This is a genomic window from Thalassospira sp. MCCC 1A01428 (assembly GCF_002115825.1).
Lineage (GTDB): Bacteria > Pseudomonadota > Alphaproteobacteria > Rhodospirillales > Thalassospiraceae > Thalassospira.
Window position 1 is genome coordinate 1 of sequence record NZ_JFJZ01000057.1, and the last position, 21,245, is coordinate 21,245.

Annotated in this window: 21 protein-coding genes; 3 read left to right on the top strand and 18 right to left on the bottom strand. The window is 54.0% G+C overall.

All coding sequences use genetic code 11. The annotated features are described in order from the left end of the window. The coding region (locus THS27_RS23445; protein WP_210402999.1) for a GNAT family N-acetyltransferase at positions 1-503 on the top strand (503 nt) is incomplete at its 5' end. 597 nt (positions 504-1,100) lie between these two features. After that, complete coding sequence (locus THS27_RS23450; protein ID WP_085595045.1) at positions 1,101-2,561, top strand: PLP-dependent aminotransferase family protein; 1,461 nt, start codon at positions 1,101-1,103, stop codon at positions 2,559-2,561. Between the two features lie 314 nt (positions 2,562-2,875). Here THS27_RS23450 and hmpA read toward each other — a convergent pair whose 3' ends face one another. From hmpA to THS27_RS23510, 12 genes are all read right to left on the bottom strand, one after another. After that, positions 2,876-4,090 (bottom strand): NO-inducible flavohemoprotein, encoded by a 1,215-nt coding sequence (hmpA, locus tag THS27_RS23455; RefSeq protein WP_085595047.1) that lies wholly within the window; start codon positions 4,088-4,090, stop codon positions 2,876-2,878. Between the two features lie 123 nt (positions 4,091-4,213). Then, positions 4,214-4,615: a group III truncated hemoglobin gene (locus THS27_RS23460; RefSeq protein WP_085595078.1), complete on the bottom strand. Its 402-nt coding sequence runs from the start codon at positions 4,613-4,615 to the stop codon at positions 4,214-4,216. Positions 4,616-4,720: 105 nt separating this feature from the next. Then, on the bottom strand, positions 4,721-5,182 hold the full coding sequence (locus THS27_RS23465) for an Rrf2 family transcriptional regulator (RefSeq protein ID WP_085595049.1): 462 nt from the start codon (positions 5,180-5,182) through the stop codon (positions 4,721-4,723). 504 nt (positions 5,183-5,686) lie between these two features. Continuing rightward, positions 5,687-6,007, bottom strand: coding sequence for a hypothetical protein (locus THS27_RS23470; protein WP_085595051.1), 321 nt, complete (start codon positions 6,005-6,007; stop codon positions 5,687-5,689). A 14-nt stretch (positions 6,008-6,021) separates the two neighbouring features. Next, positions 6,022-6,717, bottom strand: coding sequence for an orotate phosphoribosyltransferase (locus THS27_RS23475; RefSeq protein ID WP_085595053.1), 696 nt, complete (start codon positions 6,715-6,717; stop codon positions 6,022-6,024). Between the two features lies 1 nt (position 6,718). Continuing rightward, positions 6,719-7,810, bottom strand: a complete 1,092-nt coding sequence (pyrC, locus tag THS27_RS23480) for a dihydroorotase (protein ID WP_085595055.1) — start codon at positions 7,808-7,810, stop codon at positions 6,719-6,721. Beyond that, positions 7,807-9,093: a Zn-dependent hydrolase gene (locus THS27_RS23485; protein ID WP_085595057.1), complete on the bottom strand. Its 1,287-nt coding sequence runs from the start codon at positions 9,091-9,093 to the stop codon at positions 7,807-7,809. Before THS27_RS23485 ends, pyrC begins: the two co-directional genes overlap by 4 nt. Continuing rightward, positions 9,090-10,034, bottom strand: coding sequence for a dihydroorotate dehydrogenase (locus tag THS27_RS23490; protein WP_085595058.1), 945 nt, complete (start codon positions 10,032-10,034; stop codon positions 9,090-9,092). Before THS27_RS23490 ends, THS27_RS23485 begins: the two co-directional genes overlap by 4 nt. After that, positions 10,028-10,873: a dihydroorotate dehydrogenase electron transfer subunit gene (locus THS27_RS23495; protein WP_085595060.1), complete on the bottom strand. Its 846-nt coding sequence runs from the start codon at positions 10,871-10,873 to the stop codon at positions 10,028-10,030. The genes THS27_RS23490 and THS27_RS23495 overlap by 7 nt, the downstream gene beginning before the upstream one ends. 11 nt (positions 10,874-10,884) lie before the next feature. Continuing rightward, positions 10,885-12,168, bottom strand: a complete 1,284-nt coding sequence (locus tag THS27_RS23500) for a TRAP transporter large permease (protein WP_085595062.1) — start codon at positions 12,166-12,168, stop codon at positions 10,885-10,887. Beyond that, positions 12,165-12,692, bottom strand: a complete 528-nt coding sequence (locus THS27_RS23505; RefSeq protein WP_085595064.1) for a TRAP transporter small permease — start codon at positions 12,690-12,692, stop codon at positions 12,165-12,167. Before THS27_RS23505 ends, THS27_RS23500 begins: the two co-directional genes overlap by 4 nt. 112 nt (positions 12,693-12,804) lie before the next feature. Next, the gene (locus tag THS27_RS23510; protein ID WP_085595066.1) at positions 12,805-13,827 is read right to left on the bottom strand and encodes a TRAP transporter substrate-binding protein; all 1,023 of its coding nucleotides are present in this window, start codon (positions 13,825-13,827) and stop codon (positions 12,805-12,807) included. Between the two features lie 189 nt (positions 13,828-14,016). Between THS27_RS23510 and THS27_RS23515 the strand changes: the two genes are divergently transcribed. Next, complete coding sequence (locus tag THS27_RS23515) at positions 14,017-14,907, top strand: helix-turn-helix domain-containing protein (RefSeq protein WP_085595080.1); 891 nt, start codon at positions 14,017-14,019, stop codon at positions 14,905-14,907. 73 nt (positions 14,908-14,980) lie between these two features. On the opposite strand, the gene nikE is transcribed toward THS27_RS23515, so the two are convergent. From nikE to THS27_RS23545, 6 genes are all read right to left on the bottom strand, one after another. Continuing rightward, positions 14,981-15,826: a nickel import ATP-binding protein NikE gene (gene nikE, locus THS27_RS23520; RefSeq protein ID WP_210403001.1), complete on the bottom strand. Its 846-nt coding sequence runs from the start codon at positions 15,824-15,826 to the stop codon at positions 14,981-14,983. Then, the gene (locus THS27_RS23525; protein ID WP_085595070.1) at positions 15,823-16,608 is read right to left on the bottom strand and encodes a nickel import ATP-binding protein NikD; all 786 of its coding nucleotides are present in this window, start codon (positions 16,606-16,608) and stop codon (positions 15,823-15,825) included. Before THS27_RS23525 ends, nikE begins: the two co-directional genes overlap by 4 nt. Next, the gene (nikC, locus tag THS27_RS23530; protein WP_085595072.1) at positions 16,608-17,486 is read right to left on the bottom strand and encodes a nickel ABC transporter permease subunit NikC; all 879 of its coding nucleotides are present in this window, start codon (positions 17,484-17,486) and stop codon (positions 16,608-16,610) included. Before nikC ends, THS27_RS23525 begins: the two co-directional genes overlap by 1 nt. Then, positions 17,483-18,433, bottom strand: a complete 951-nt coding sequence (gene nikB, locus THS27_RS23535) for a nickel ABC transporter permease subunit NikB (protein WP_246833085.1) — start codon at positions 18,431-18,433, stop codon at positions 17,483-17,485. The genes nikC and nikB overlap by 4 nt, the downstream gene beginning before the upstream one ends. Next, entirely contained in the window at positions 18,430-20,016 is a 1,587-nt protein-coding gene (nikA, locus tag THS27_RS23540) for a nickel ABC transporter substrate-binding protein (RefSeq protein ID WP_210403000.1), read from the bottom strand. The genes nikB and nikA overlap by 4 nt, the downstream gene beginning before the upstream one ends. A 450-nt stretch (positions 20,017-20,466) precedes the next feature. Beyond that, complete coding sequence (locus THS27_RS23545) at positions 20,467-21,222, bottom strand: SDR family oxidoreductase (protein WP_085595074.1); 756 nt, start codon at positions 21,220-21,222, stop codon at positions 20,467-20,469. Positions 21,223-21,245 lie beyond the last annotated feature (23 nt).

The window sequence follows — 21,245 nt, forward strand, 5'->3', positions numbered from 1 at the left end:
ATGCCGGGACTAAACAACTAAAATCTATCGAGGCAAGCATGAGAAAATTGCTTAACGTACCTTCATTGCCACCTGGAATTATACTTCGACATGTGCATGGAGAGGATGAGCTGACCGCGTGCTTCCCGGTAGTTTCCCAATTGCGCCCGGAATTAGCGGACGCTGCCGAGTGGATAGAACGGGCGTCGGGCATGGCCACAGAGGGATACCGCATTCTGGCTGCGTGGGAAGGTAATCAGGTTTTAGCGCTCGCCGGATACCGAAGGATGGAGAACCTGATCCACGGCAGCTTTTTATACGTTGATGATCTGGTTACATCCGAGGGAGAACGCGGAAAAGGCCTTGGCACAGCTCTCCTGCGAGAGCTGGCATGTATCGGTGTGGACGAGTATTGTCGTCGGCTGGTTTTCGACATTGCAGCAACAAACACCGACCCGCGCCACTTTTATGAGCGGGAGGGACTGATCAGAGAAGTAATTGGCTTTGAAAAGTCACTGAGGTAAGTCGCATGAACATTTTCCTCATCGTTTACAAACTTCTAACAGTGTCACACTGTCGACCGCTCTTATGCCCGTCATTAACGGAGCGTGTGAAATAGAGTTTTGCCACTCGTTCATTACAACGGCTATACTACCTGTAGTTCAGAATTACAAAGAACAGTGCTTCTGAAATTCATGGCCCGTGTATTTATATTAGAATATTCGAGGCAGCGACCCTCGGTAATTCCATGACAGAGAGAATTTTCTCGAACTATCTGTCATCGGAGGTTCTCAAACCTGCCTCTAGGTCTCAAGTTGCGAAGGAGTAATTTGGCGTGACAAAGAGAGTGTTTGTAACCGGGGCACCTGGTCGCATTGGTCGTTCGATTATCCCCCCACTTCACGGCACCGGATACATAAGCAATGGCCCGGACCGAACGACCACGGGACAGAAAGAGCCTACGGCACCAGGCGTGAATCACGATAGTTCTGGAGCATTCAATATTGCTGGTCCTGAGGGTGCTGTCGTGATCGAGAAGGCCATCTCTGATTTTCGCTGCCGCTATCATTTCTTTTTCGCAAAGTATTATTGAACTCATGGAATGGAATGCCCCCTCAACCATGATAGAACTGCAACTTGATCGCGCGAGCTCTACGACGCTTGTCGACCAAATTGCACGCCATATTGAAGTTGCGATCACGGAGGGAGCACTTCAGCCAGGAGGTCGTCTACCTTCCTGGCGTGACCTTTCGGCGCAACTTGGCGTAGCCCGAGGTACTGTAAGAGCCGCCTACGAAAAACTTGTCGATCGGCAGCTCCTTGTGACATCGCGTTCAGGAGGGACCCGGGTAGTTGATATCCTACCGCCTTCAATCGTTCCGACAATCGGATCGGAGAGTCGTAACTTCCTCCCGCCGGATGCCTCATATCGCTCTGATGATCCATTGGTCTTCCAGATGGGCGTCCCTGCCGCTGATGCTTTTCCTGCCACTTTGTGGGCGCGCCTGTTTCGACAGGCGGTGCAAACTACCGCACTACGCACGGGCCTCTCTGATCCACGCGGGTTGATAGAATTGAGATCTGCAATCGCATCGCATGTCGCCATCTCTCGTGGCATAGAATGTTCGCCAGATCAGATTATTATAACCGGCGGGTTCCGAAGCGGGCTATCGCTCGCTCTTCGCGCCATAGATGCGACGGGCAAAAAAGCCTGGGTAGAAGACCCAGGTTACCCCATGACCCGGCTGGCACTCGAATTTGCTGGCGTCAATGTGGTGCCTATTCCAGTTAATAAACAAGGACTCTCGGTTCAAGATGGTCAAAAATTGGCGCCAGAGGCAACGGTCGCCGTTGTGACGCCCGGGCAGCAAGCACCTAGTGGTGTCACAATGTCACAGGAGCGGCGCCTCGAGCTAATTCGCTGGGCTGTAAAATCGGATGCCTGGATTGTCGAGGATGATTATCTGGCGGAACTACATTTGTCCGGCCAACCTTCTAACGCGCTAGCGTCAGGCTCCGGAGCAGATCGTGTCATCCACATTGGCACGTTCAGCAAGACTATTAGTCCGATGGTCGGTATAGGCTTCCTCGTTGCACCTTTGCCGCTCGCGCGCAGATTAATCGATATCGCCACCTGGCTCGGGTCGCCGCCGAACGCTGCGGTCCAGGTTGCACTCGCGGAATTCCTGCGTGAAGGCCATTATCTGCGACATTTAAGGCGAACGAGGCGACTATATTGCGAACGCAGAGGTCGCCTTTTGGAGACACTTACCAAGTTTGGGGTACATACAGCTGTTCCTGCGGCGTTGTCAGTGGTGATGCCTATTCCTGAGGGCTTTGATGACCAAAACATATTTGTCGATGCTCGCGCTGCCGGCCTTGGGCCTGCACCATTGTCCCCCTGGTTTAACGGTGGATCTTGCTCTCCTTCCGGTCTCATTCTTGGGGTGGCCAATGTGATGGAACGACGTATTGAACGCGATTGCCGTCAGTTACTAACGATGATCGGCGATCCGCTAAAGAATGGTGGATATGGTCAGAACCCACTCGTTATCTCCGGTCTGATTGACGCCGATAATTAGGCACAGGAAATGTAAATATTGTCGTCGACCTGTACTGCCGTTTTTAGCTAATCATCCTTGTCCGGCCCCAAAAGAAATATCCTCGAAATTTGGTTAATCTGTTCTTCGACAAAAGAGAAATGGCATGAAACGGTCCCGCTATAGTGAAAAAGGCACTTCTCGCCCGGACAGATACGTTCTTTCAGGGTTATGGATAGGCTGCTTAGCGATTGCCCCTTCCGGGTCGGGGCAATCGCACTCTTATATAATGTAACGTAAGAACGACGAAATATGTCGGCAGGGCGCGCAACCTGGTTGACGGGCGGCTTCGTGGATCAGGCGGCGATTTCTTCGTCACTCGGGCCGAAAATTTCATAATGGATGCGTTCCGGCTTGATCCCGAGTGTCCCGAGGTCATTGACCATACCGCGCAAGAACGGTTTGGGGCCGCACAAGAAGAAGTCCGCATTTGAAAATGGCGTATTGTCGCGCAGCCATTCGGGCGAAATCAAGCCATTTTGGTCATGGGTAATCCCGGCGGAATCCTGCGGGGCCGGGTCGCTATAAAATGTTGCGACCGACATTTTGCCATGCTGGTGTGCGATAGAACGGACATGTTGGTCCATTGCGTGTGTTCGGCTGTTTAGCGCACCATGCACATAGTGAACCTCGATATCGGGATAATGTGTCCCGATGGTTTCAACCATGCTAACCATCGGTGTCAGGCCGACACCTGCCGACAACAGGACAATCGGGCGTTCAGGTTCGTCTGGCAGGAAGAAATCACCCGCAGGCGGGGTTATTTCAAGTATGTCGCCAATTTCCGAAACTTGGTGAAGAAAGCGCGACCCACCCTGTCCCGCGGGTTCAAGCTTAACCGAAATACGGTAATGCAAGGTATTGGGTGCGCAGGAAATCGAATAGTTACGTTTGATTTCCGTCCCGTCGGCCAGGGCAAACCTCAGGGTCAGATACTGACCAGGCCGATGCGCCAGCACAGGTTGGCCGTCGACCGGTGAGAGAATGAAGGACGTGATTACGTCGCTTTCCCGGCGTCTCTCCGAAATCCGGAATTTGCGCCAACCATTCCATCCGCCTGTTCGGCTTTCAAGATTTTCGCGAATGCCGGTTTCCCGTTCGATCAGGATATTGGCCAGAAACCAGTATGCTTCGCCCCAGGCAGTAAGGATGTCTTCATTGACCTTATCGCCAAGCACCTCGGCAATCGCCCCGATCAAGGCACGCGCCACATAGGCATAATGTTCGGGAAGGATATGATAACCGATATGCTTGTGCGCAATCCGTTCAACCACCGGCACGAGTGCCTCAAGGTTATCGATATTGCGCGCATAAGCAAGGATTGCAGCGGCAAGGGCCTTAACTTGCGATCCGCTTTCTCCCTGATTGGACTGATTGAACAGCGCACGAATATGGGCGTCCTGAAACAGTTTGGCATACATGACCTTGGTGATGTCAGTACCGTGCGCACCGAGGGCCGGGACGGTGGCTTTTACCAGTTCGATGGTGCGGGGGGACAGCGATTGTGACATTTCGGAAGTCTCCGTGGTGGTTTTATTCAAGGCAGCAGAAAGGGTTCGGCCCCTGCGGCCAACACGCAAGGTGCCGATCGTCAGGGCCGGCGAAAAACGCCTGGTCGTGATAGAAAGGAACGTTCAGGAACGTGAAAGCTGGTAGTACCCGCCGTGCGTCGGTTCATACATCACGCTTTTTAAGCGTTCTGCGATGCGGGTTGCCTTTATCTGCATGACATTGGCAATCTCTGGCGACAGCATTTCATTCGTCGTTTGGGCCCAGATGAGAAGCCAGCGATCATACATCCCAGGCGAAATTGCCGCGACATGAAGGCGATGCATCGCAAGCGGATTTCCCTTGTAGCGTCCCGTCGACAACATCAATGAAGACCAAAAATCTTCCAGTCTTAGCAGATGCTCATCCCAATCTTCGACAATATCGTTAAAGACCGGTCCAAGGTCCGGGTCCTTGCGGATACGGCCGTAAAACCGGGTAAGAACTTCCGGAAGTTTATCGGGATCAAGCTTGTCTGGTTTCATCATCTCGGCCTCGTAAATAAGCATTTGAAATGCATATATTACGATAAACATGCATTGTAAATGCTTATTTTAATCTTTAAAAACAGGCTCGAGAGGTTATCTATTAACTTATTGAGAAGAATTGGTTTTTTCTGAGTTCATCCCAGCCAGAATGCCAACAAGACCATGACGCCGTGTCAGGATATCGGCCAGAGTAACTTTGTCGAGAGATTCAAAAAACGACTCTTCTGCTTCTTTAAGCGCACTTGCCAGTCCGCAAGCAGACGACAGGCGGCAGTGACCGCCATCTTCACGCATGCATTCAACCAACGCAGACTGACTTTCAAGTTTGCGTACGAGTTTCCCGATGGAAATATCTTCCGGGCGTTTTGCCAGGGTAATGCCACCGGAACGCCCGCGCACGGTTTCAAGATATCCCTCGCCTGCCAACCATTGGGTGACCTTTGTCAAATGATTATACTTGGCATCGTGAATGGCGGCGATCTCGCGGGTCGACATCAGGCTGCCATTGGCGGCGGCCAAATGCATAATGACCCTAAGGGCATAGTCCGTGAAACGTGTAAGCTGCATAATTTTATTTTACATGTAAAAATGCGCATTATAAATGCAAATAATAAGTGAAACGATTATGAACCATGATATTTAATCCCGGCATTTGATGGCTCGGAGCAAGATTGAAACGTTCTGGTTCTTTTGTCCAGATAGAGCCGACGTATACGTGAGTTGGCAAGTGTTTGAGCATTTTTAGCCGCTTGCAAAAATTGTCGGCAGCAAAGCATGGGCACACACAGGGCTGATCGCTATTCATGCAAGCGTCATCAATGTGCCAATCGTGCCGTTCGCGATGCAAACCTGTTGGAAGCGGTTATGACCAAAGCCCTGCGGTATAACGTCGAGACCACCAAATGATATCGGATATCACCTACAATGGCCGAAGGAGATTTGGTCAAAAACAGCAATGTAACCTGTGCCATACAAAAAACTGCCGCCCGTTCAAACAGGCGGCAGCGTAAAGATCGCGCGCATCAGGACACGACGTTTAAAACCATGCCAAAGGCGATAAAACCGTAACGCTTACAGCGTTTCGGCGTTATAGGCCCGCGCGGTTTCGTTGAGAATATTCAGCTTGTCCGCATCGCTGCCGTTTACAAAGGCTTCGCGAAACGCGCTGCACAGCTCGACATAGCGTTTTGCCTGGTCTTCGGCAGTTTTACGCGTCAACGGCTGGTCGCGATAGGCATCGATAAAGCGGTTGGCAATCATGCCCAGTAGCAAAAACGGGGCGGCATCGCCCGATTTTTCAGTAATGGCGGTTGCGGCAATGCGGCTGCATTCTTCATAGGCCTGCACGCCCAGGGCATCGCCCTGCATAACCGTGATCAGTTTTTCGTACATATTGGTATCCCTTCTCAAAGCGTAATTTCGGTTGCGCCGCCATGCTGCCCCGACCATTGGGTCGGATTGGTCAGAAAGGCTTCAACTTCATCCAGGGTTTTCGGGTCAAAATAGTTCTGGGCCTTGCACACAGCGAGAACATCCCACCAGGTTGCCAGCCAATGCAGTTCCAGCCCGTGTTCTTTCAACTTTTCGCGGGTTTGCGGAAAGATGTCGTAATAGAAAATCACCAGCGTATCGGTCACATTGGCACCGGCACGGCGCAATGCCTCGCAAAAATTGATTTTGCTGCCGCCATCGGTGGTCAAGTCCTCGACCAGCAGCACATTGGCTCCTTCGATGATATCGCCTTCAATTTGCGCGTCCCGGCCAAAACCCTTAGGTTTTTTGCGCACATATTGCATCGGCAAGGCCAGCTTGTCGGCCAGCCAGGCGGCAAACGGAATGCCCGCTGTTTCCCCGCCCGCAACAGCCTGGAATTTCTGGAAGCCGGCATCACGCAAAATTTGCGAGGCGGCAAAATCCATCAGGGTCATGCGAATGCGCGGGTACGAAATCAGTTTTCGGCAATCAATATAAACCGGACTGGCAAGACCCGAGGTAAAGGTAAACGGCTTGTCGGCCCGAAAATGCACCGCCTCGATCTCAAGCAGCATTTTGGCCGTCATTTCCGCCATCAGGGCACGTTCGGGAAAGGCATTGGAAAACATCTCAGGTCCTCGTATTGGTTACAGCATCGCCCGGGTTTGCCGTATCGGCGATATCGGGATGCCAGTAAAGCGGAAATCCCGGATCAAACACCGTTAGCAAACCCTCATCCGTACCGATTTTTGCCGACACCTCAAAGGGCGTTTGCCTTTTGACCAGTCTGATGCGTGTTTCGTTGGGCGCCAAACGGTAAAAGACTGGGCCATTCAATGACGCAAAAGCCTCCAGGCGGTCAAGCGCGCCTTCTTCCTCAAACACATGTGCCAGACAGGACAGGGTGTTGGGTGCAGTAAACATTCCGGCACAGCCACAGGCACTTTCCTTGCGCGCATCAAGATGCGGGGCGGAATCCGTGCCCAAAAAGAATTTTTCATTGCCCGATGTTGCCGCCCTGCGCAACGCCAAACGGTGCTGTTCGCGTTTTGCCACCGGCAGGCAATAATAATGTGGGCGAATACCCCCAACCAGCATGGCATTGCGATTAATGATCAAATGATGGGTGGTAATGGTCGCGGCGATATTGGGGCCGCCTTCCCACACATATTGCACACCTTCTTCGGTGGTGATGTGCTCCATGATAATGCGCAGTTCGGGCACCCGGTCAACAATGCGGCGCAGCACCCTTTCAATAAATACTGCCTCGCGATCAAAAATATCAATCTCCGGATCGGTCACTTCGCCGTGCACACATAACGGAATGCCCAGCAGCGCCATGCGCTCCAGCACCGGCAGGATGCGTTCAATATTACGCACACCAGACTCGGAATTGGTCGTTGCCCCGGCGGGGTAAAGCTTTAACGCCGAAATCAAACCGGCCTCATAGGCCGCGGCCACATCATCGGCATTGGTGGTTTCGGTCAGATACAGCGTCATGAGCGGGGTAAAATCATGCCCGGCGGGTATGGCGGCCAAAATGCGGTCGCGATAGGCCCTGGCATCATCTGCACGAACCACCGGCGGCACCAGATTGGGCATAATGATCGCCCGGGCAAAATTGGCACTGCTATAAGGCAGCACGGCGCGCATCATCGCCCCGTCGCGCAAATGCAAATGCCAGTCATCGGGACGGCGCAGGGTGAGTTCGGTTATTTTCATGCCGCCTCCGCATCGGTCAGATATTCATACAGAACCGAGCTTGCGGCCATGAAATCATCAATCTCCATTGCTTCGCGCGGGTTATGCGACCCGTTCCGATTGCGAATGAAGATCATGCCGGTGGGCACACCATTATTGGCAAACACGGCAGCATCATGCCCGGCCCCGCTGGGCATGACATAATCCTCGAACCCAAGGCGGCGCATGGCCGACGAAATACCTGCCACCACATCGCCATCACACAGGGCTGGTGCGACGCTTAATTCATCATCCAGCTCAAAGCGTATTTTGCGATTACGTTCGACAATCCGCATATGGGCGCGCAACAAATCGCGCATCGCATCCAGGGTTGAGGCATCCTGGCTGCGCACATCCAGGCTAAAGGATATGCTATCGGGAATGCGGGCAATGGCGTGTTTTTGCGGGTCGGTGCCGACAACCCCGCTGGTCAGCACCAGGTCATCGCCCTTTTGCAAGATGGTGTCCCAGTCATCATCAAGACGGGTAAACAGGTCCGCCGTGGCCAATACCGGGTCCCTGCGATAGGCGCGTGGCACCGCACCGGAATGGCCCGGTTCGCCAATGCAGGTAATCGCCTTATGGCGGAAATTACCGCGAATGCCCGAAACATTGGCAACCGGCAAATCCTTGTTGACCAGCAACGGCCCCTGTTCGATATGCAATTCAACATAAGCCAGCAGGCGCGACGGATCGAACAGCTTTTCCCCGGCTTTTACCGGCGCCATATCAATGCCGATATCGGCCATATGCTCCGCGAGCGGGCGGTCATCGCCCTTATGGCGGGCCGAAAGCTCGGTCGTGCCCAAAAGCCCGAACAGCGCCTTGGAGCCGATATAACACGGGCCATACCAGGCACTTTCCTCGCCGCGCAGGGCAATCACCTTCACCGGACGGGCAAAATGGCGGCCTTCATTTTTCGCGCGGACCAGGCAAATCAACCCGGCAAGAATACCGGCCAGACCATCAAAATTGCCGCCATTGGGCACGCTATCGGCGTGCGATCCCACAAGCACGAATTTCTCTGCCGCCTTGTCTTCGAGCAGGGAAAAAAGCGCGTTGCAGGCGGCATCAAATTCAACCTCAAGCCCGTGTTTGCGGGCAAATTCAACCAGATAATCAATGGTTGCGGTTTCAATGCCGGAATAGGCCGGGCGGCTGACGCCTTCGGTATCGGCGGTTTGCGCGCCAATTTCGGCAAACAGGCCCGCAACCATGTCGCGATCCTGCTGGGAAAAGGTCGAGGACGGAACGATATTGTTCATGGTGCGGCCTCCATAAAGACAACGGTGTCGGCGGCTTCCTCGTCACGGACACTGCCAATCAGCTCCCGGACCGAGGCCATATTGTGTTGCGCCAGATAGGCTTCCAGCTCGCCAATTATTTGCACCATCACGGTCGGATGGATGAATGTTGCGGTCCCCACCTGCACGGCAGATGCCCCGGCAATCAGATATTCCAGCACATCATCAATGGTGGAAATGCCGCCACAGCCAATCACCGGAATGTCCACCGCCTTGGCACATTGATAGGCCATGCGCAGGCTGATCGGTTTTAAGGACGGGCCGGAAAGCCCGCCCATCAAATTGCCCAGACGCGGTTTGCGCGACTGCACATCAATCGACATCGACAACATGGTGTTCGATACCACCAGGGCATCGGCCCCGCCTTCTTCGGCGGCACGGGCCACATCGGATGTTTCACCGGTATTGGGCGTTAACTTGGCCCATAACGGCAAATCGGTTGCGGCGCGCAATTTGCGCATCACATCCAGGGTCGAGGCCGGACGCATGGCAAAGGCCTTGCCGTCTTCCTCGATATTGGGGCAGGAAATATTCACCTCGATCGCGGCGACACCCGGCACACTGATTTCTTCGCACAGGCGGGCAAATTCATCCGCGGTGTTGCCGGAAATGCTCACCACCAGCGGGCTGTTATAAGCCTGATAAAACGGCACCATATTGGTAATGAAATGCCCGACACCCTTGCTGGGGATGCCAATGGAATTCAGCATTGATCCCGACACTTCGCAGACACGCGGGGTCGGGTTGCCCTGGCGCAGGCCGCGGGTAATGGTTTTCGTGACCAGCGCGCCCAGCATATTGAGGTCAAAAACCGTCGCCAAATCTTCGGAGAATGTCCCCGATGCCGGCATGATCGGATTTTTCAGGCTTAAATCACCAATTTGAACGGAAAGATCTACCATCCCATTGCCTCCTGAAGGTCAAATACCGGACCTTCCTTGCACACCCGTTTATGAACAATGCCGCTTTCCGCCCGGAAGGAACGCACACAGCACTGGCACATGCCCAGCCCGCAAGCCATTTGCTGTTCCAGGGCGATTTCGCCGGGAATATTGTGTTTTGCCCCCATTTCCTGAAGCAATTTCAGCAAACGGTTGGACCCGCAGGTATAAAAGGCATCAATGCCCGGCCCGGCAATCAGGCCTTCAATCACGCCCTGCAAATGGGCCAGATCAGAGGTGCCTTCGCTATCGGTAACGGTAATAATCTCCGCGCCCAAATCGCGAAAATAATCAATCGACATCAGCAATTCTGGCGAACGGGCACTGCAAATGGCGGTCAGCTTTTTACCCAGGCGCTGTGCCTCCAATGCCAGGGGTGCCAAGGTTGCCAGGCCCACACCACGTGCCAACAACAGCAGATTTTGCCAATCCTGGGCGATATGAAAGCCCTGGCCTAACGGCCCCACCACATTCAGGCTTTCACCGGTTTTAAGCTCGGCTAATGCTGCGGTCCCCTCGCCTGCAATTTTATACAGGAACTGCAATTCGCCCTTTTCAGGGAAATAGCCATAGATGCTCATGGGGCGGCGCAGATAGGGCTGATGGCCCCCGCGCACCGGGCACTGGATATGGAAAAACTGGCCCGGCGTGCAATTCAAAATCTCGGCCGGGGCATCAAGGATCAGCAACCGATAGTCGTTATTGACCGGAATATTGCTTTTAACCAGGCATTCACTTTCAAATACCCGTTCGTTCGCCGGAACCGAATCCGGCGTTACATGTAGGACAGCGGCAGTCATTGGACGTTTCCTTACCTAAATAACAGGTTGGGAATAAACAGCGAAATCTGCGGTATGTAGGTGACGATCAGCAACGCAATCAGGTTCGCCACAACAAAGGGCCAAACCCCAGCAATGATCTTGGTCACGGGTTTATCCAGCGTCGATGACGCCACAAACAGATCCAGACCAAAGGGCGGCGTGATCATGCCCAGGCTGATATTCAACGTAACAATCATGCCCAAATGCACCGGATCAATGCCCAGGCTGGTCGCCACGGGAAACAGCGGCGGCACCAAAATCAGCAGGGCCGAATTGGGGTCGATAAACATGCCGGCAATCAGAAAGCAGACATTAAGGATCAACAAAAACAGGATCGGCCCGGCATCGATCGCAGCCAAAAAGGCGGAAATGGAGGTCGGCACATGTGCCAGGGTTACAAAGAATGACAGCACACCGCCAAAGGCCAGCAGGACAAAAATCACTGCGGTTGAAATGGCGCTGGCTTCGCAAATTTCAACCAGCTTGGCAAAGCTGAGTTCGCGATAAATCACGGCCTCGACAAAAATGGCGTAAACCACGCTCACGGCGGCGGCTTCGGTCGGGGTGAAGGTGCCGGAATAAATCCCGCCCAGAATGATAATCGGCATACCCAGCGCCCAGCCTGCGGCAATCAGGGCCTCAAGGCGCTGTTTCCAGGGAACGCGCGGCCGGGCTGTTACATTTTGGCGGGCTGCGTGGAACATCACCAGCAGACCAAAAATCAGGGCCAGCACAACCCCAATGGCAAGGCCACCGGCAAAAAGCTGTGCCACCGAGGTGCCCGTCATCCAGCCATAGACAATGAAGGTGATCGAGGGCGGAATCAAAAGGGCGGTTTCCGCACTGGACACAATCAGCCCCAGACTGAATTTTTCCGAATAACCGCTTTTGCGCAGTTCCGGGTAAACCATGCCGCCAAGGGCCGCCACCGTTGCCGGGGCAGAGCCGGAAACAGAACCAAACGCCATCGACCCGCCAATAACGGTATGGCCGATCCCGCCCCGCGTATGGCCCAGCATCGCACTGACCAGCCCCATCAAACGACGGGTGATCTGGCCCGATGCCATCAGCTGGGCGGCAAACAGGAAAAACGGAATGGCAAGCAAGGTTGAATGGTTAATGCCGCCCAGCAATTTCTGGACAAACACCACATCGGGCAAACGCCCGTAAAAAACTTCCTTGATCGCAAGTGTAGGCAAGCCCAGGACAAGCAACATTTCGAAGCCCAGCGCCATCAACACGACGGTCGCAGCAATAATGGCGATCAACATCATGCGGCTCCTTTTTCGGGCGTGGCAGCATTTTGGGCATTATCGGGGGAGAAACGGTCGATCACACCAAACAGGCTCAGGGCATAACGCAGCCCCAAAAGGGCAAAGCCAACGGTGGGCGCCAGATAGATCCAGGCCATTGGAATGTTCAAAGTCGGGCTATGCTGACCGGAGGCAAAAACAAACTGCACCATCTCGATGCCAAGATAGGTGGTGTAAATTGAAAACAGAACACCGACCAGATCGATCAGGGCAAAAACGGCTTTGCGTTTGCCCGGGGAAAGAGCATCGCGAAAGGTGGTGACACCAACATGGCGTTTGCGTTCCAGCGCCAGGCCCAGCGCGCAGAAGACCAAAAACAGATTGAGCATCTGAACGGCTTCCTCGATCCAGGAAAAATCGCTGGAATATTGCGGGGCAACTTCGCGCACCACCACACCAAGGGTAAAAAGCCCGACCATCAGCAAAAAGATGGTAACGAGAAAAATGCGCTCGGTCGTTCTTAGAACCTTTAAAAGCGTCGCCATGTGCTGTCTCCCCGGCATCGTTTATGATTATCGCTGGTGCCGATGGTTGGAAAATTTAAAAACAAAAATGGCGGCACAATGCGAAAACCCGCACCGTGCCGCCACTGGATGATTACTTACCTACGACGTCGGCATAGGCCTTTTCGTAAAGGTCGATCAGCTTTTTGCCTTCATCACCGGCACGCTCGACATATGCCGCCTTGGTCGCGGGATAAACTTCCTCGCGCAGGGCTTTACGTTCTTCCGGGGTGGCAACGCGCACATTCATGCCGTTCTTCTTAACGACTTCAAGGGCGGCTGCAACCTTGTCAGCCTTGTCCTTGACCAGGTCCGGGATCACTTCATGGAAAGTATCGACAATGACCTTGCGATAGTTTTCCGGCAGTGAATTCCAGAAAGCATCGTTAAACAGGATCACGTCTTCCATTGCGCCGTGGTCGGAAACAACAAGGTTCTTCTGAACTTCGTAATATTTCATGCGTTCGATGGTATCGAGCGGATTTTCCTCGCCATCGACAACACCCATCTGAAGCGAGGTGTAAAGTTCACCAAACGGCAGTGCGATTGCCGATGAGCCCATTGCCTTGAACTGTTCGATCAGGATGTTGGAATCCATCACGCGGAATTTCTGACCGGCAAATTCTTTCCAGTTTTCAATCGGCTGGTTCGAGGTGAACTGCTTAAAGCCATTCGGCCACAGGCCAATGGCCACCACACCCTTTGACGAGAAAGACGCCATCAGTTCCTTGCCAAACGCGCTATCGCGAATAGCCTGTGCCTGCTTGAAGTCCTGAGGCATCAGATAGGGAATATCAAGAACCGAAACCGCCGGGTTAAACCCACCGAGGAAAGCCGCCGGGGAAACCGTCGCCTCGAGCACACCAAGCTGGGTGCCTTCGGTCATCTGGCGCTGGTTGCCAAGCTGGCCCTGCGGGTAAATTTCAAATTCAACATTGCCGTCGGTGCGTTCATTCACCAGTTTGGCAACTTTTTCCAGATAGATGTTCCGGCTTTGCTGCGCTGATTCAAGATGTCCGATCTTTGCAACAAATTCTGCGGCCTGTGCGGAAAACACACTCAACCCGGAAATGCACAACGCGGCAGCAAAAATTTTTGCCGGTTTTGAAAACGTCATTAGTAGAAGCCCCCTGATAGGTTTCGACAGAACGAAAAAGGAATTACCATCTTCCCACCTTCGTCGAACAAGTCAATAATTTTCTCAAAAAAGAGATTTATGAAAAAAAATCTTAATAATTGAGACTTTTTGAAATTTTGCGCTATAGTTGGATATCTAATTTACGCAAACAACATGCGACACAATGACATGACTGCAGAAATCGCGGGAGAGGATATCGGCCAGCGGATCAAGGCTTTTCGCATGGGCAAAGGCATGTCGCCCGAGGAACTGGCCGAACGAATCGGCGTTTCGCGGGCTGCCATTTACCGTTATGAAAGCGGCCATCCTCCCAAACTTGACACCCTGGGCAAAATTGCCGACGGGCTGAATGTCACACTGCCCAATCTGTTGGGCGTGGGGGTGGAATATATTGGGTCTGCCGTCAGTTTTTTTGAAAGAATGCGTCAACTTGAAGAACAGGCCGACCAGATCAGCATGTTGTTTGACCCGGTATCCTATCTTTTAACCACGGACCGGTTTGACGAAATATTACCCACCATTCTGACCGAAAGCATTCCCGAGGACGCGTCGGACCGCACAACCGCCCTGCGCGACGTCGATGCGCTGATGAAAATCCTTAAGCAGCGCAAAAAATCATTTCGAGAACGCACCCCCAATACGGTCAGCCTGGTCTGCGCGGCCGAATTGTCGCAATTCCTGCGCACCGGCTTTGTCGGCACATTTGAACCCAGCCGCGCCGACCTGGAATTTCGCCGCGAAATTGCACGTAACGAGATTAAAAACATCGTCCGTCTGTTGCGCGATCAGCCCATTGGCACCCAGGTCGGGGTGATTGTCGATTCAATGCCGGGGGCGACCTTCCAGCTGTTTAAACAGGGCACGGAAACCCGCGTGGTTGTCAGCCCGTTCCGTTTGGGCACCTTCGCCAATATCCGCCTGGGTGTTGCCACTGTTAGCGCCGCGCCCGAAGCGATCGAGCTTTATAGCGAAATGACCAACCGCCTGTGGCGGCGCAGCCTGAAGGGCGAAGAAGGGGCCGATTATATCGAGCGTGAAATTCTCGGATGCACCCTTTGAAATAAATGGCAGCGGGAGCCTGTTTCAATGTTTCTGAGACAGGCGCGCCGACCAACCGGAATTTTCTTTGCAATCACACATTCGCAATCATGGGCTGCCTGACGTCATCACCCGCCAGATCAGGCTTCGCACAGCCCCTGGGCCAGGCGGGAAGAATGGCATCCTGTAACTGTTTGCTTGCAGGATGTTCCAAACGAACCTCGCCGCGAACCGCTACTTCCTCGACAATCCTGCCCCCGTCCATCACCATGACGCGCGAACAAAACCGTTCAACCAGCCGCAAATCATGGGTAATGAACAAAAATGACAGGCCGGATTTTTCCTGTAGCCCGCGCAGCAGATCCAGGGTTTGGATCTGTAATAGAAGATCAAGGTTCGACACCGCCTCATCTAAAATAACAAGGGCGGGTTTCGGGGCCAGTGCCCGGGCAATGCACACGCGCTGCAACTGTCCGCCGCTCATGGTTGCCGGGCGTTTTTCGGCATCTTCGGCAGATAACTCAACCGATTCCAGCAATTCAACCACCCGCTGGCTTTGCTGTGCCACGGTCATATCGGTTAAATGGCGCAGGGGTTCGGCCACGATCTCGCCCACTGTTTTGCGGGGATTAACCGCCGAAATTGAATCCTGAAACACCATCTGCACAGCACAACGCAGCGCAAGCCTGTCGGCTTGGGACAGGTTATTTAAGGGTTTTCTTTCAAACCGGATATCCCCGTGCATCGGGGTTTCAAGACCGATTAACAACCGTGCCAGCGTGCTTTTGCCGCATCCGCTGCGCCCCAACAGGGCAAGTGTTTCCCCCCGGCCAATTTCCATCGACACATCCCCTAACACCGGATGATAGCGCGACCGCCCCAGCAACGAAAAACTGCGATACCCATGAGAAACATTTTGCGCCGATAACAGGGACATCAGGCAACCTCCTGCCCGTATAAGGATAAATGGGCCGCAACCAGATTGCGCGTTACCCGATGAGACGGTCGTTCAAAAATCTGTTGAACCGGGGCCTTTTCAACGATTTTTCCCGCATCAATCACCGCCACATCATCAGCCAAGCGCGCCACCACCCCCATGTCATGGGTGACAAGCAAAATGCCCATCCCGCGGCGCGCCACCACACTTTCCAGCAGATCCAGGATGTGTTTTTGCACTACAAGGTCAAGATCGGTCGTCGGTTCATCGGCAAACAGGAAGGGCGGATCGCCCAAAAGCGCCATTGCGATCATCACCCGTTGCAACATCCCGCCACTCATCTCGAACGGATGCAAGTTCAGGATACGCTCGGGTTCGTCCAGCCCGACATCGCGAAAGGCGGCAAGAATACCCACATTACCGGTATCCCGTGCCAGGCCAAGTGCCTTTAAGGTTTCGCGCGCATGGGCCTTCATGGTCATGACCGGGTTAAAGGCACTGCGCGGATTTTGCATGATCGAACTGACAATGCGCCCGCGCAGGGCGGCAAAATTAATGCCCGTGCCATCCAGCTTCACCTGCCCGGCCTGGCGTTTCACCCCGGCGGGCAAAACATCCAGACACGCCGCACAGCTAAGCGATTTACCCGAGCCACTGGCCCCGACCAGGGCCAAAACGCGCCTCGATGTAATATCAAGCGACAGGCCATCAACCAGTTTGCAGGTCTTGCCATGCTTTTGTGTTGTGACTGTTAAATCAGAGATCGACAGAAGTGTCGGCGACATCAATGGACATGCTCCTCGCGCAGGTGGGGATCAAGCCGGTCACGCACCGCATCACCGATCACGTTAAAGGCCATAACACTTAGAAACAGGGCCAGCCCCGGCCATACCATCAATAAAGGATTGGTCCAGATGAATTGTCGGGCATCATTGATCATTACGCCCCATTCCGGCGTTGGTGGCATCACCCCAAGCCCCAGAAACGACAGCCCCGCGACATGCAACATGATATGCCCGATATCCAGCGTTGCCAGCACCAGAAGCTGCGACAGGGTTGCCGGCAAAAGATGTTCAATAAAAATCCTGACCCGGCCCGCCCCCGCCAGCCGGGATGCCAGAATATATTCACGATTGCGCAGCGACATCACGATGCTGCGCACGATGCGCGCATACCAGGCCCAGTGCGACAGGGCGATGGCGACAATTACGTTCACCAGCCCGGTTCCAAGCATGCCGATCATAAACAGAGCCAGCACCAGGGTTGGAAAGGTCATGAAAATATCAGTGACGCGCATGATCAACTGATCCGCACGCCCGCCAAGGAACCCTGCCGCCCCGCCAATCAGAATGCCCAATGTCATGATGACAAAAAGCGAGATCGCAACCGAGCCCAATGACACGCGCGTCCCCGCCATCAGGCGTGATAAAATATCGCGACCAAGATGGTCCGTGCCCAGCCAATGCGCGGCATCCGGGGCCAGAAGGCGGCTGGCAAGGTCAACCTCGTTGGGGTCAAACGGCATGATCCAGGGGCTAAATATTGCCAGCACCACCAGGATCATCACCAAAACAGCCGAAACCCTGACCAGCCAGCCAGAACCCCCTAAAAAGGCAAAGGTTGCCGCCAGGGGCAATTTGCGTTGTTCCAATGCGCCGATCATGCCTTTTCCTCCACACCCAGGCGGATTCGCGGATCAAGCCACGCATAGACAATATCAACGATCAGATTGCACAGCACGAACACCAGAACCATCATCAGGGTAAAACACTGGATCACCGGATAATCGCGGTTGAAAATCGCCGAGACCGCATAGCGGCCAATGCCGGGCCAGCCAAAAATGCTTTCAATGATCAGGGTGCCGCCAATCAATTCGCCAATATGCATGCCGGTTGCGGTGACAATCGGCAAAAGGGCATTACGCAAAATATGCGACCGTTCCACCCTGCCCGCCCCAAGGCCGCGCAAACGGGCATAATATACATGCCGTTGCCCGGTGACTTCCAGCATACTGGCGCGCAACAGCCGGGCATTGATCGACAGTGACATAAAGGCAATGGCAAGGGCGGGCATGATCAGTTGGCTCCAACTGCCGCGCCCCATCGGTGGCAACCAGCCCAGTTCGATCGATAACAACCACACCAACAGGAAACCAAGCCAGAAATTGGGCATCGACACACCCAAAAACGCGACCAGCCGCACAAACTGATCGGGCAGACCATCCCGATGGCGGGCCGCGCACATCCCCAGCGGGATCGAAACCCCCAATGTAAGCAACAGGGCAACACCGGCTAGCTGCAAGGTGGCGGGCAGATAATACAGGATATCGGGCAGAACCGGGCGCTGCAGCGCATAGGACACACCGAAATCAAGATGCAGGGCATCGCCCAGCCAGTTAAAATACTGCACCGTAATCGGCAGGTCGAGGCCCAGCATCTGCCGGGCATTTTCAAGTGCCTGCGGCGTGGGCGGGACGCGCGACAAACGCAAATAATCCATCGCCGGGTCGCTTGGCCCCAAACGCAACATCAGGAAAATGGCGACCGAGGCGACAAACAGCATCGGTATCAAAAACAGCAACCGCCGGACGGTAAAACGAAGCATGGTCATGGCGCAGCGGGAACCAGTTTTTCAAAGGGAATTTCACTTGCCATCGCCCCAAACGGGATGTTGCCCAGTTCGGGTTTGGCAACGGCAATTGCCGTTACATTGGTCAGCGGCAAATAAACCGCTTCCTTATGCAGCCGCGTTAAAATGTCGCGATAAAGCGCACGGCGTTTTTCCTCATCCGTCTCGACCAGAGTTTGCGAGATTTTGGCATCAATCTCTGCCTTGTCCGGCAGGCCAAGCTGGGCCTGATAATCGGCATGGGAGGGCACACGCATCGAACTGACAAAAGCATGCGGGTCATAGGGTGCGCCCCATGTGCGATTAAAAATCATGCCAAACCGGCCATCGCGCTGGCGGGCATAAACACTGCTTTCTTCCTCGCCGATCAGGGCCACATCAATACCGACCTTACGCAAATCCGCCTGGATGATTTCAGAAATGGATTTGGCAACCGCATCGGTCCCGACAAAGGAAAGATCAATCTGCAACGGCTTGCCGTCCTTCATGCGGATTTTGCCATCCTTGGGCAAAACCCAACCGCCCTGCTCAAGCAATGCCGATGCCTGATCGGGGTCAAACACGTAGGGTTTCAGGCCAATATCGGCATAGGGCACATTGGGGGCAAACAGGGTATCGGCACGTTTTTGTGTACCATACAGGACCTTGTCGATGATCAGGTCCTTGTTCACCGCATGATTAATCGCAAGGCGCACGGCCAGATCGCGCGTTGGGCCGCGATTGGTATTCAGGGCCAAAACCTGGCTTTCAAACGGGGCGGATAATGCGGCAAGATAACGCCCGGACTTGCGAAACCGTTCAAAGGTATCGGGGGAAATCGGGCCATCGGTGCCATAAATCAGGTCAACCTGGCCGGTTTCAAAGGCAATTGCCCGGCTGTTTGGATCGGGGATCACTTTAACCGTAATTTGCCCATAAGATGGCTTTTGTCCCCAATAATGATCATTGCGGACAAAAACATCTTTTTCCCCCAGGCGGGTTTCCTGCAAGACCCACGGGCCGGTGCCAATCGGCTGCTTGATGCCGTGCATCGTGCCACCATCGATGAATTGCGACGGGGCAATAAAGCGAAACGGCCGCGGCAAGGCCAGTTCCTGCAAAACCGGATAATAAGCATCCTTTAAGGTCAGGGTAACGTCATATGTGCCATCGGCGGTGACATCGACAATCTGATTGACCAGTTCCAGCCACGCATGACGCGCACGATTGGCCAGCACGGCATTAAAATTGGCGACCACCGCATCGGCATCAAATGCCTCGCCGTTCGAGAAAGTCACATCCTTGCGAAGTTTGAAATGATAGCGACGGCCATCCTTTGATACCTGCCAGCTTTCCGCCAGCCACGGGCCCACCGTGCCGTCGGCATGGTATTTCACCAGCGGCTCGTAAACCATGTTCTGGGCGAACATCTGATTGGGCGAATAAAGATGCGGATTAAGCGGCCCCACATTCAACGGCCAGGAAAAATTCAGTGCCAAGGCGGCATGAACCGGCATCGCGCCGACCAGTGGGGCAGCCAGCAATAAAAAAAGGAAAGAAAACCTCCCAACCAAACGATGCCACATAACTTACCCTTTCCGACCGTATGATTTTTTTCAAAAACTTCATACTATCGCGCTTGCAAAAAAGTCAAGCAACGGATCAAAAGCCGGTTGGCATAGGCAAGCGCCTAGTTCGAACGCACTGCCCGCACCACTGCGGATTGCGGCTCTGTCGAGGTATCGCCTTTACCGAGATGCCCACCGTCCCGTTCCCCGCACGGTTGCAAGTTACGGTTTACAGGCGTATTTCCCGACAACAACTAACCAAATTCTGCACTTTTCAAAAAGACGGAAGCTCCCACCGATAACGTCCCATGCCCAGGACGGTATGATTAACTGTAAACTATTGACGACAGAACCAATGCCTCACGGAAAACTACCAGATAGACAATACCGAAGCCTTTCCACGAGAAAGCCACAATAATCAACGCACATGTAATGTATGAGGAGACCTGAGGTCTCCTCATACAATGTTCAAGCGCTTATGCCGCCGTCGACGAGGATGCCAGAGCCAGTGATATAGGCTGCACCAGGTCCGGCGAGAAAGGCGACAGCCTCTGCGACCTCTCGGGGGCGGCCGTACCGGGCAATTGAAAGGCTTGGCAGGATTGCAGGTGCCAGCGCACCGTCGGCGGGGTTCATGTCGGTATCGATGGGGCCAGGTCTGACCAGATTGACGGTGATCTCCCTCGCGCCCAGTTCACGCGCAAGCCCACGGGTGAAGCTTTCCAACGCGGATTTGGTTGCGGCATAAACGGCAATCCCTGCAAACGGAACAGCCAGACCCGCGTTACTCCCGGTACTGATTATGCGACCACCATTCGGGATGTGCTTCAGCGCCGCCTGGGTGATCAGAAAAACCCCGCGCACATTGACGTTCAACTGCAGATCAATTTCTTCCAATGGCTGAGTGGCGAAATCACCGGCAAAAAGGACGCCGGCATTATTGACCAGAATGTCAAGACCGCCAAGCTCCTCGACGGTCCGCTCAACGGTTGTCGTCGCGGCTTCTAAACTGGCCGCATCTGCCTGCATGGCAATAGCTTTGCGACCCATAGCACGGATCCCGGCAACAAGAGCTTCGGCCTTTTCGACTGACTTTTCATAGGTGATGGCAACGTCTGCGCCATCTTCGGCCAGCTTCAGCGCGATGGCTGCACCAATGCCGCGTGCGGCCCCGGTGACAAGCGCGCGCTTACCCGCAAGAGGAAGAGAAGGGATGTTATTCATGATGTAAACGTCCTCTCACGGCT

Bases quoted from the DNA above. Each gene is read 5' to 3' on its own strand.
- THS27_RS23495 (WP_085595060.1), bottom strand. From the start codon at position 10,873: ATGACTGCCGCTGTCCTACATGTAACGCCGGATTCGGTTCCGGCGAAC.
- THS27_RS23485 (WP_085595057.1), bottom strand. From the start codon at position 9,093: ATGAACAATATCGTTCCGTCCTCGACCTTTTCCCAGCAGGATCGCGAC.
- nikC (WP_085595072.1), bottom strand. From the start codon at position 17,486: ATGATCGGCGCATTGGAACAACGCAAATTGCCCCTGGCGGCAACCTTT.
- THS27_RS23475 (WP_085595053.1), bottom strand. From the start codon at position 6,717: ATGTTTTCCAATGCCTTTCCCGAACGTGCCCTGATGGCGGAAATGACG.
- THS27_RS23500 (WP_085595062.1), bottom strand. From the start codon at position 12,168: ATGATGTTGATCGCCATTATTGCTGCGACCGTCGTGTTGATGGCGCTG.
- THS27_RS23460 (WP_085595078.1), bottom strand. From the start codon at position 4,615: ATGATGAAACCAGACAAGCTTGATCCCGATAAACTTCCGGAAGTTCTT.
- pyrC (WP_085595055.1), bottom strand. From the start codon at position 7,810: ATGAAAATAACCGAACTCACCCTGCGCCGTCCCGATGACTGGCATTTG.
- nikB (WP_246833085.1), bottom strand. From the start codon at position 18,433: ATGACCATGCTTCGTTTTACCGTCCGGCGGTTGCTGTTTTTGATACCG.
- THS27_RS23515 (WP_085595080.1), top strand. From the start codon at position 14,017: ATGACTGCAGAAATCGCGGGAGAGGATATCGGCCAGCGGATCAAGGCT.
- THS27_RS23505 (WP_085595064.1), bottom strand. From the start codon at position 12,692: ATGGCGACGCTTTTAAAGGTTCTAAGAACGACCGAGCGCATTTTTCTC.
- THS27_RS23450 (WP_085595045.1), top strand. From the start codon at position 1,101: ATGATAGAACTGCAACTTGATCGCGCGAGCTCTACGACGCTTGTCGAC.
- nikA (WP_210403000.1), bottom strand. From the start codon at position 20,016: ATGTGGCATCGTTTGGTTGGGAGGTTTTCTTTCCTTTTTTTATTGCTG.
- THS27_RS23510 (WP_085595066.1), bottom strand. From the start codon at position 13,827: ATGACGTTTTCAAAACCGGCAAAAATTTTTGCTGCCGCGTTGTGCATT.
- THS27_RS23490 (WP_085595058.1), bottom strand. From the start codon at position 10,034: ATGGTAGATCTTTCCGTTCAAATTGGTGATTTAAGCCTGAAAAATCCG.
- THS27_RS23465 (WP_085595049.1), bottom strand. From the start codon at position 5,182: ATGCAGCTTACACGTTTCACGGACTATGCCCTTAGGGTCATTATGCAT.
- hmpA (WP_085595047.1), bottom strand. From the start codon at position 4,090: ATGTCACAATCGCTGTCCCCCCGCACCATCGAACTGGTAAAAGCCACC.
- THS27_RS23545 (WP_085595074.1), bottom strand. From the start codon at position 21,222: ATGAATAACATCCCTTCTCTTCCTCTTGCGGGTAAGCGCGCGCTTGTC.
- THS27_RS23470 (WP_085595051.1), bottom strand. From the start codon at position 6,007: ATGTACGAAAAACTGATCACGGTTATGCAGGGCGATGCCCTGGGCGTG.
- THS27_RS23525 (WP_085595070.1), bottom strand. From the start codon at position 16,608: ATGTCGCCGACACTTCTGTCGATCTCTGATTTAACAGTCACAACACAA.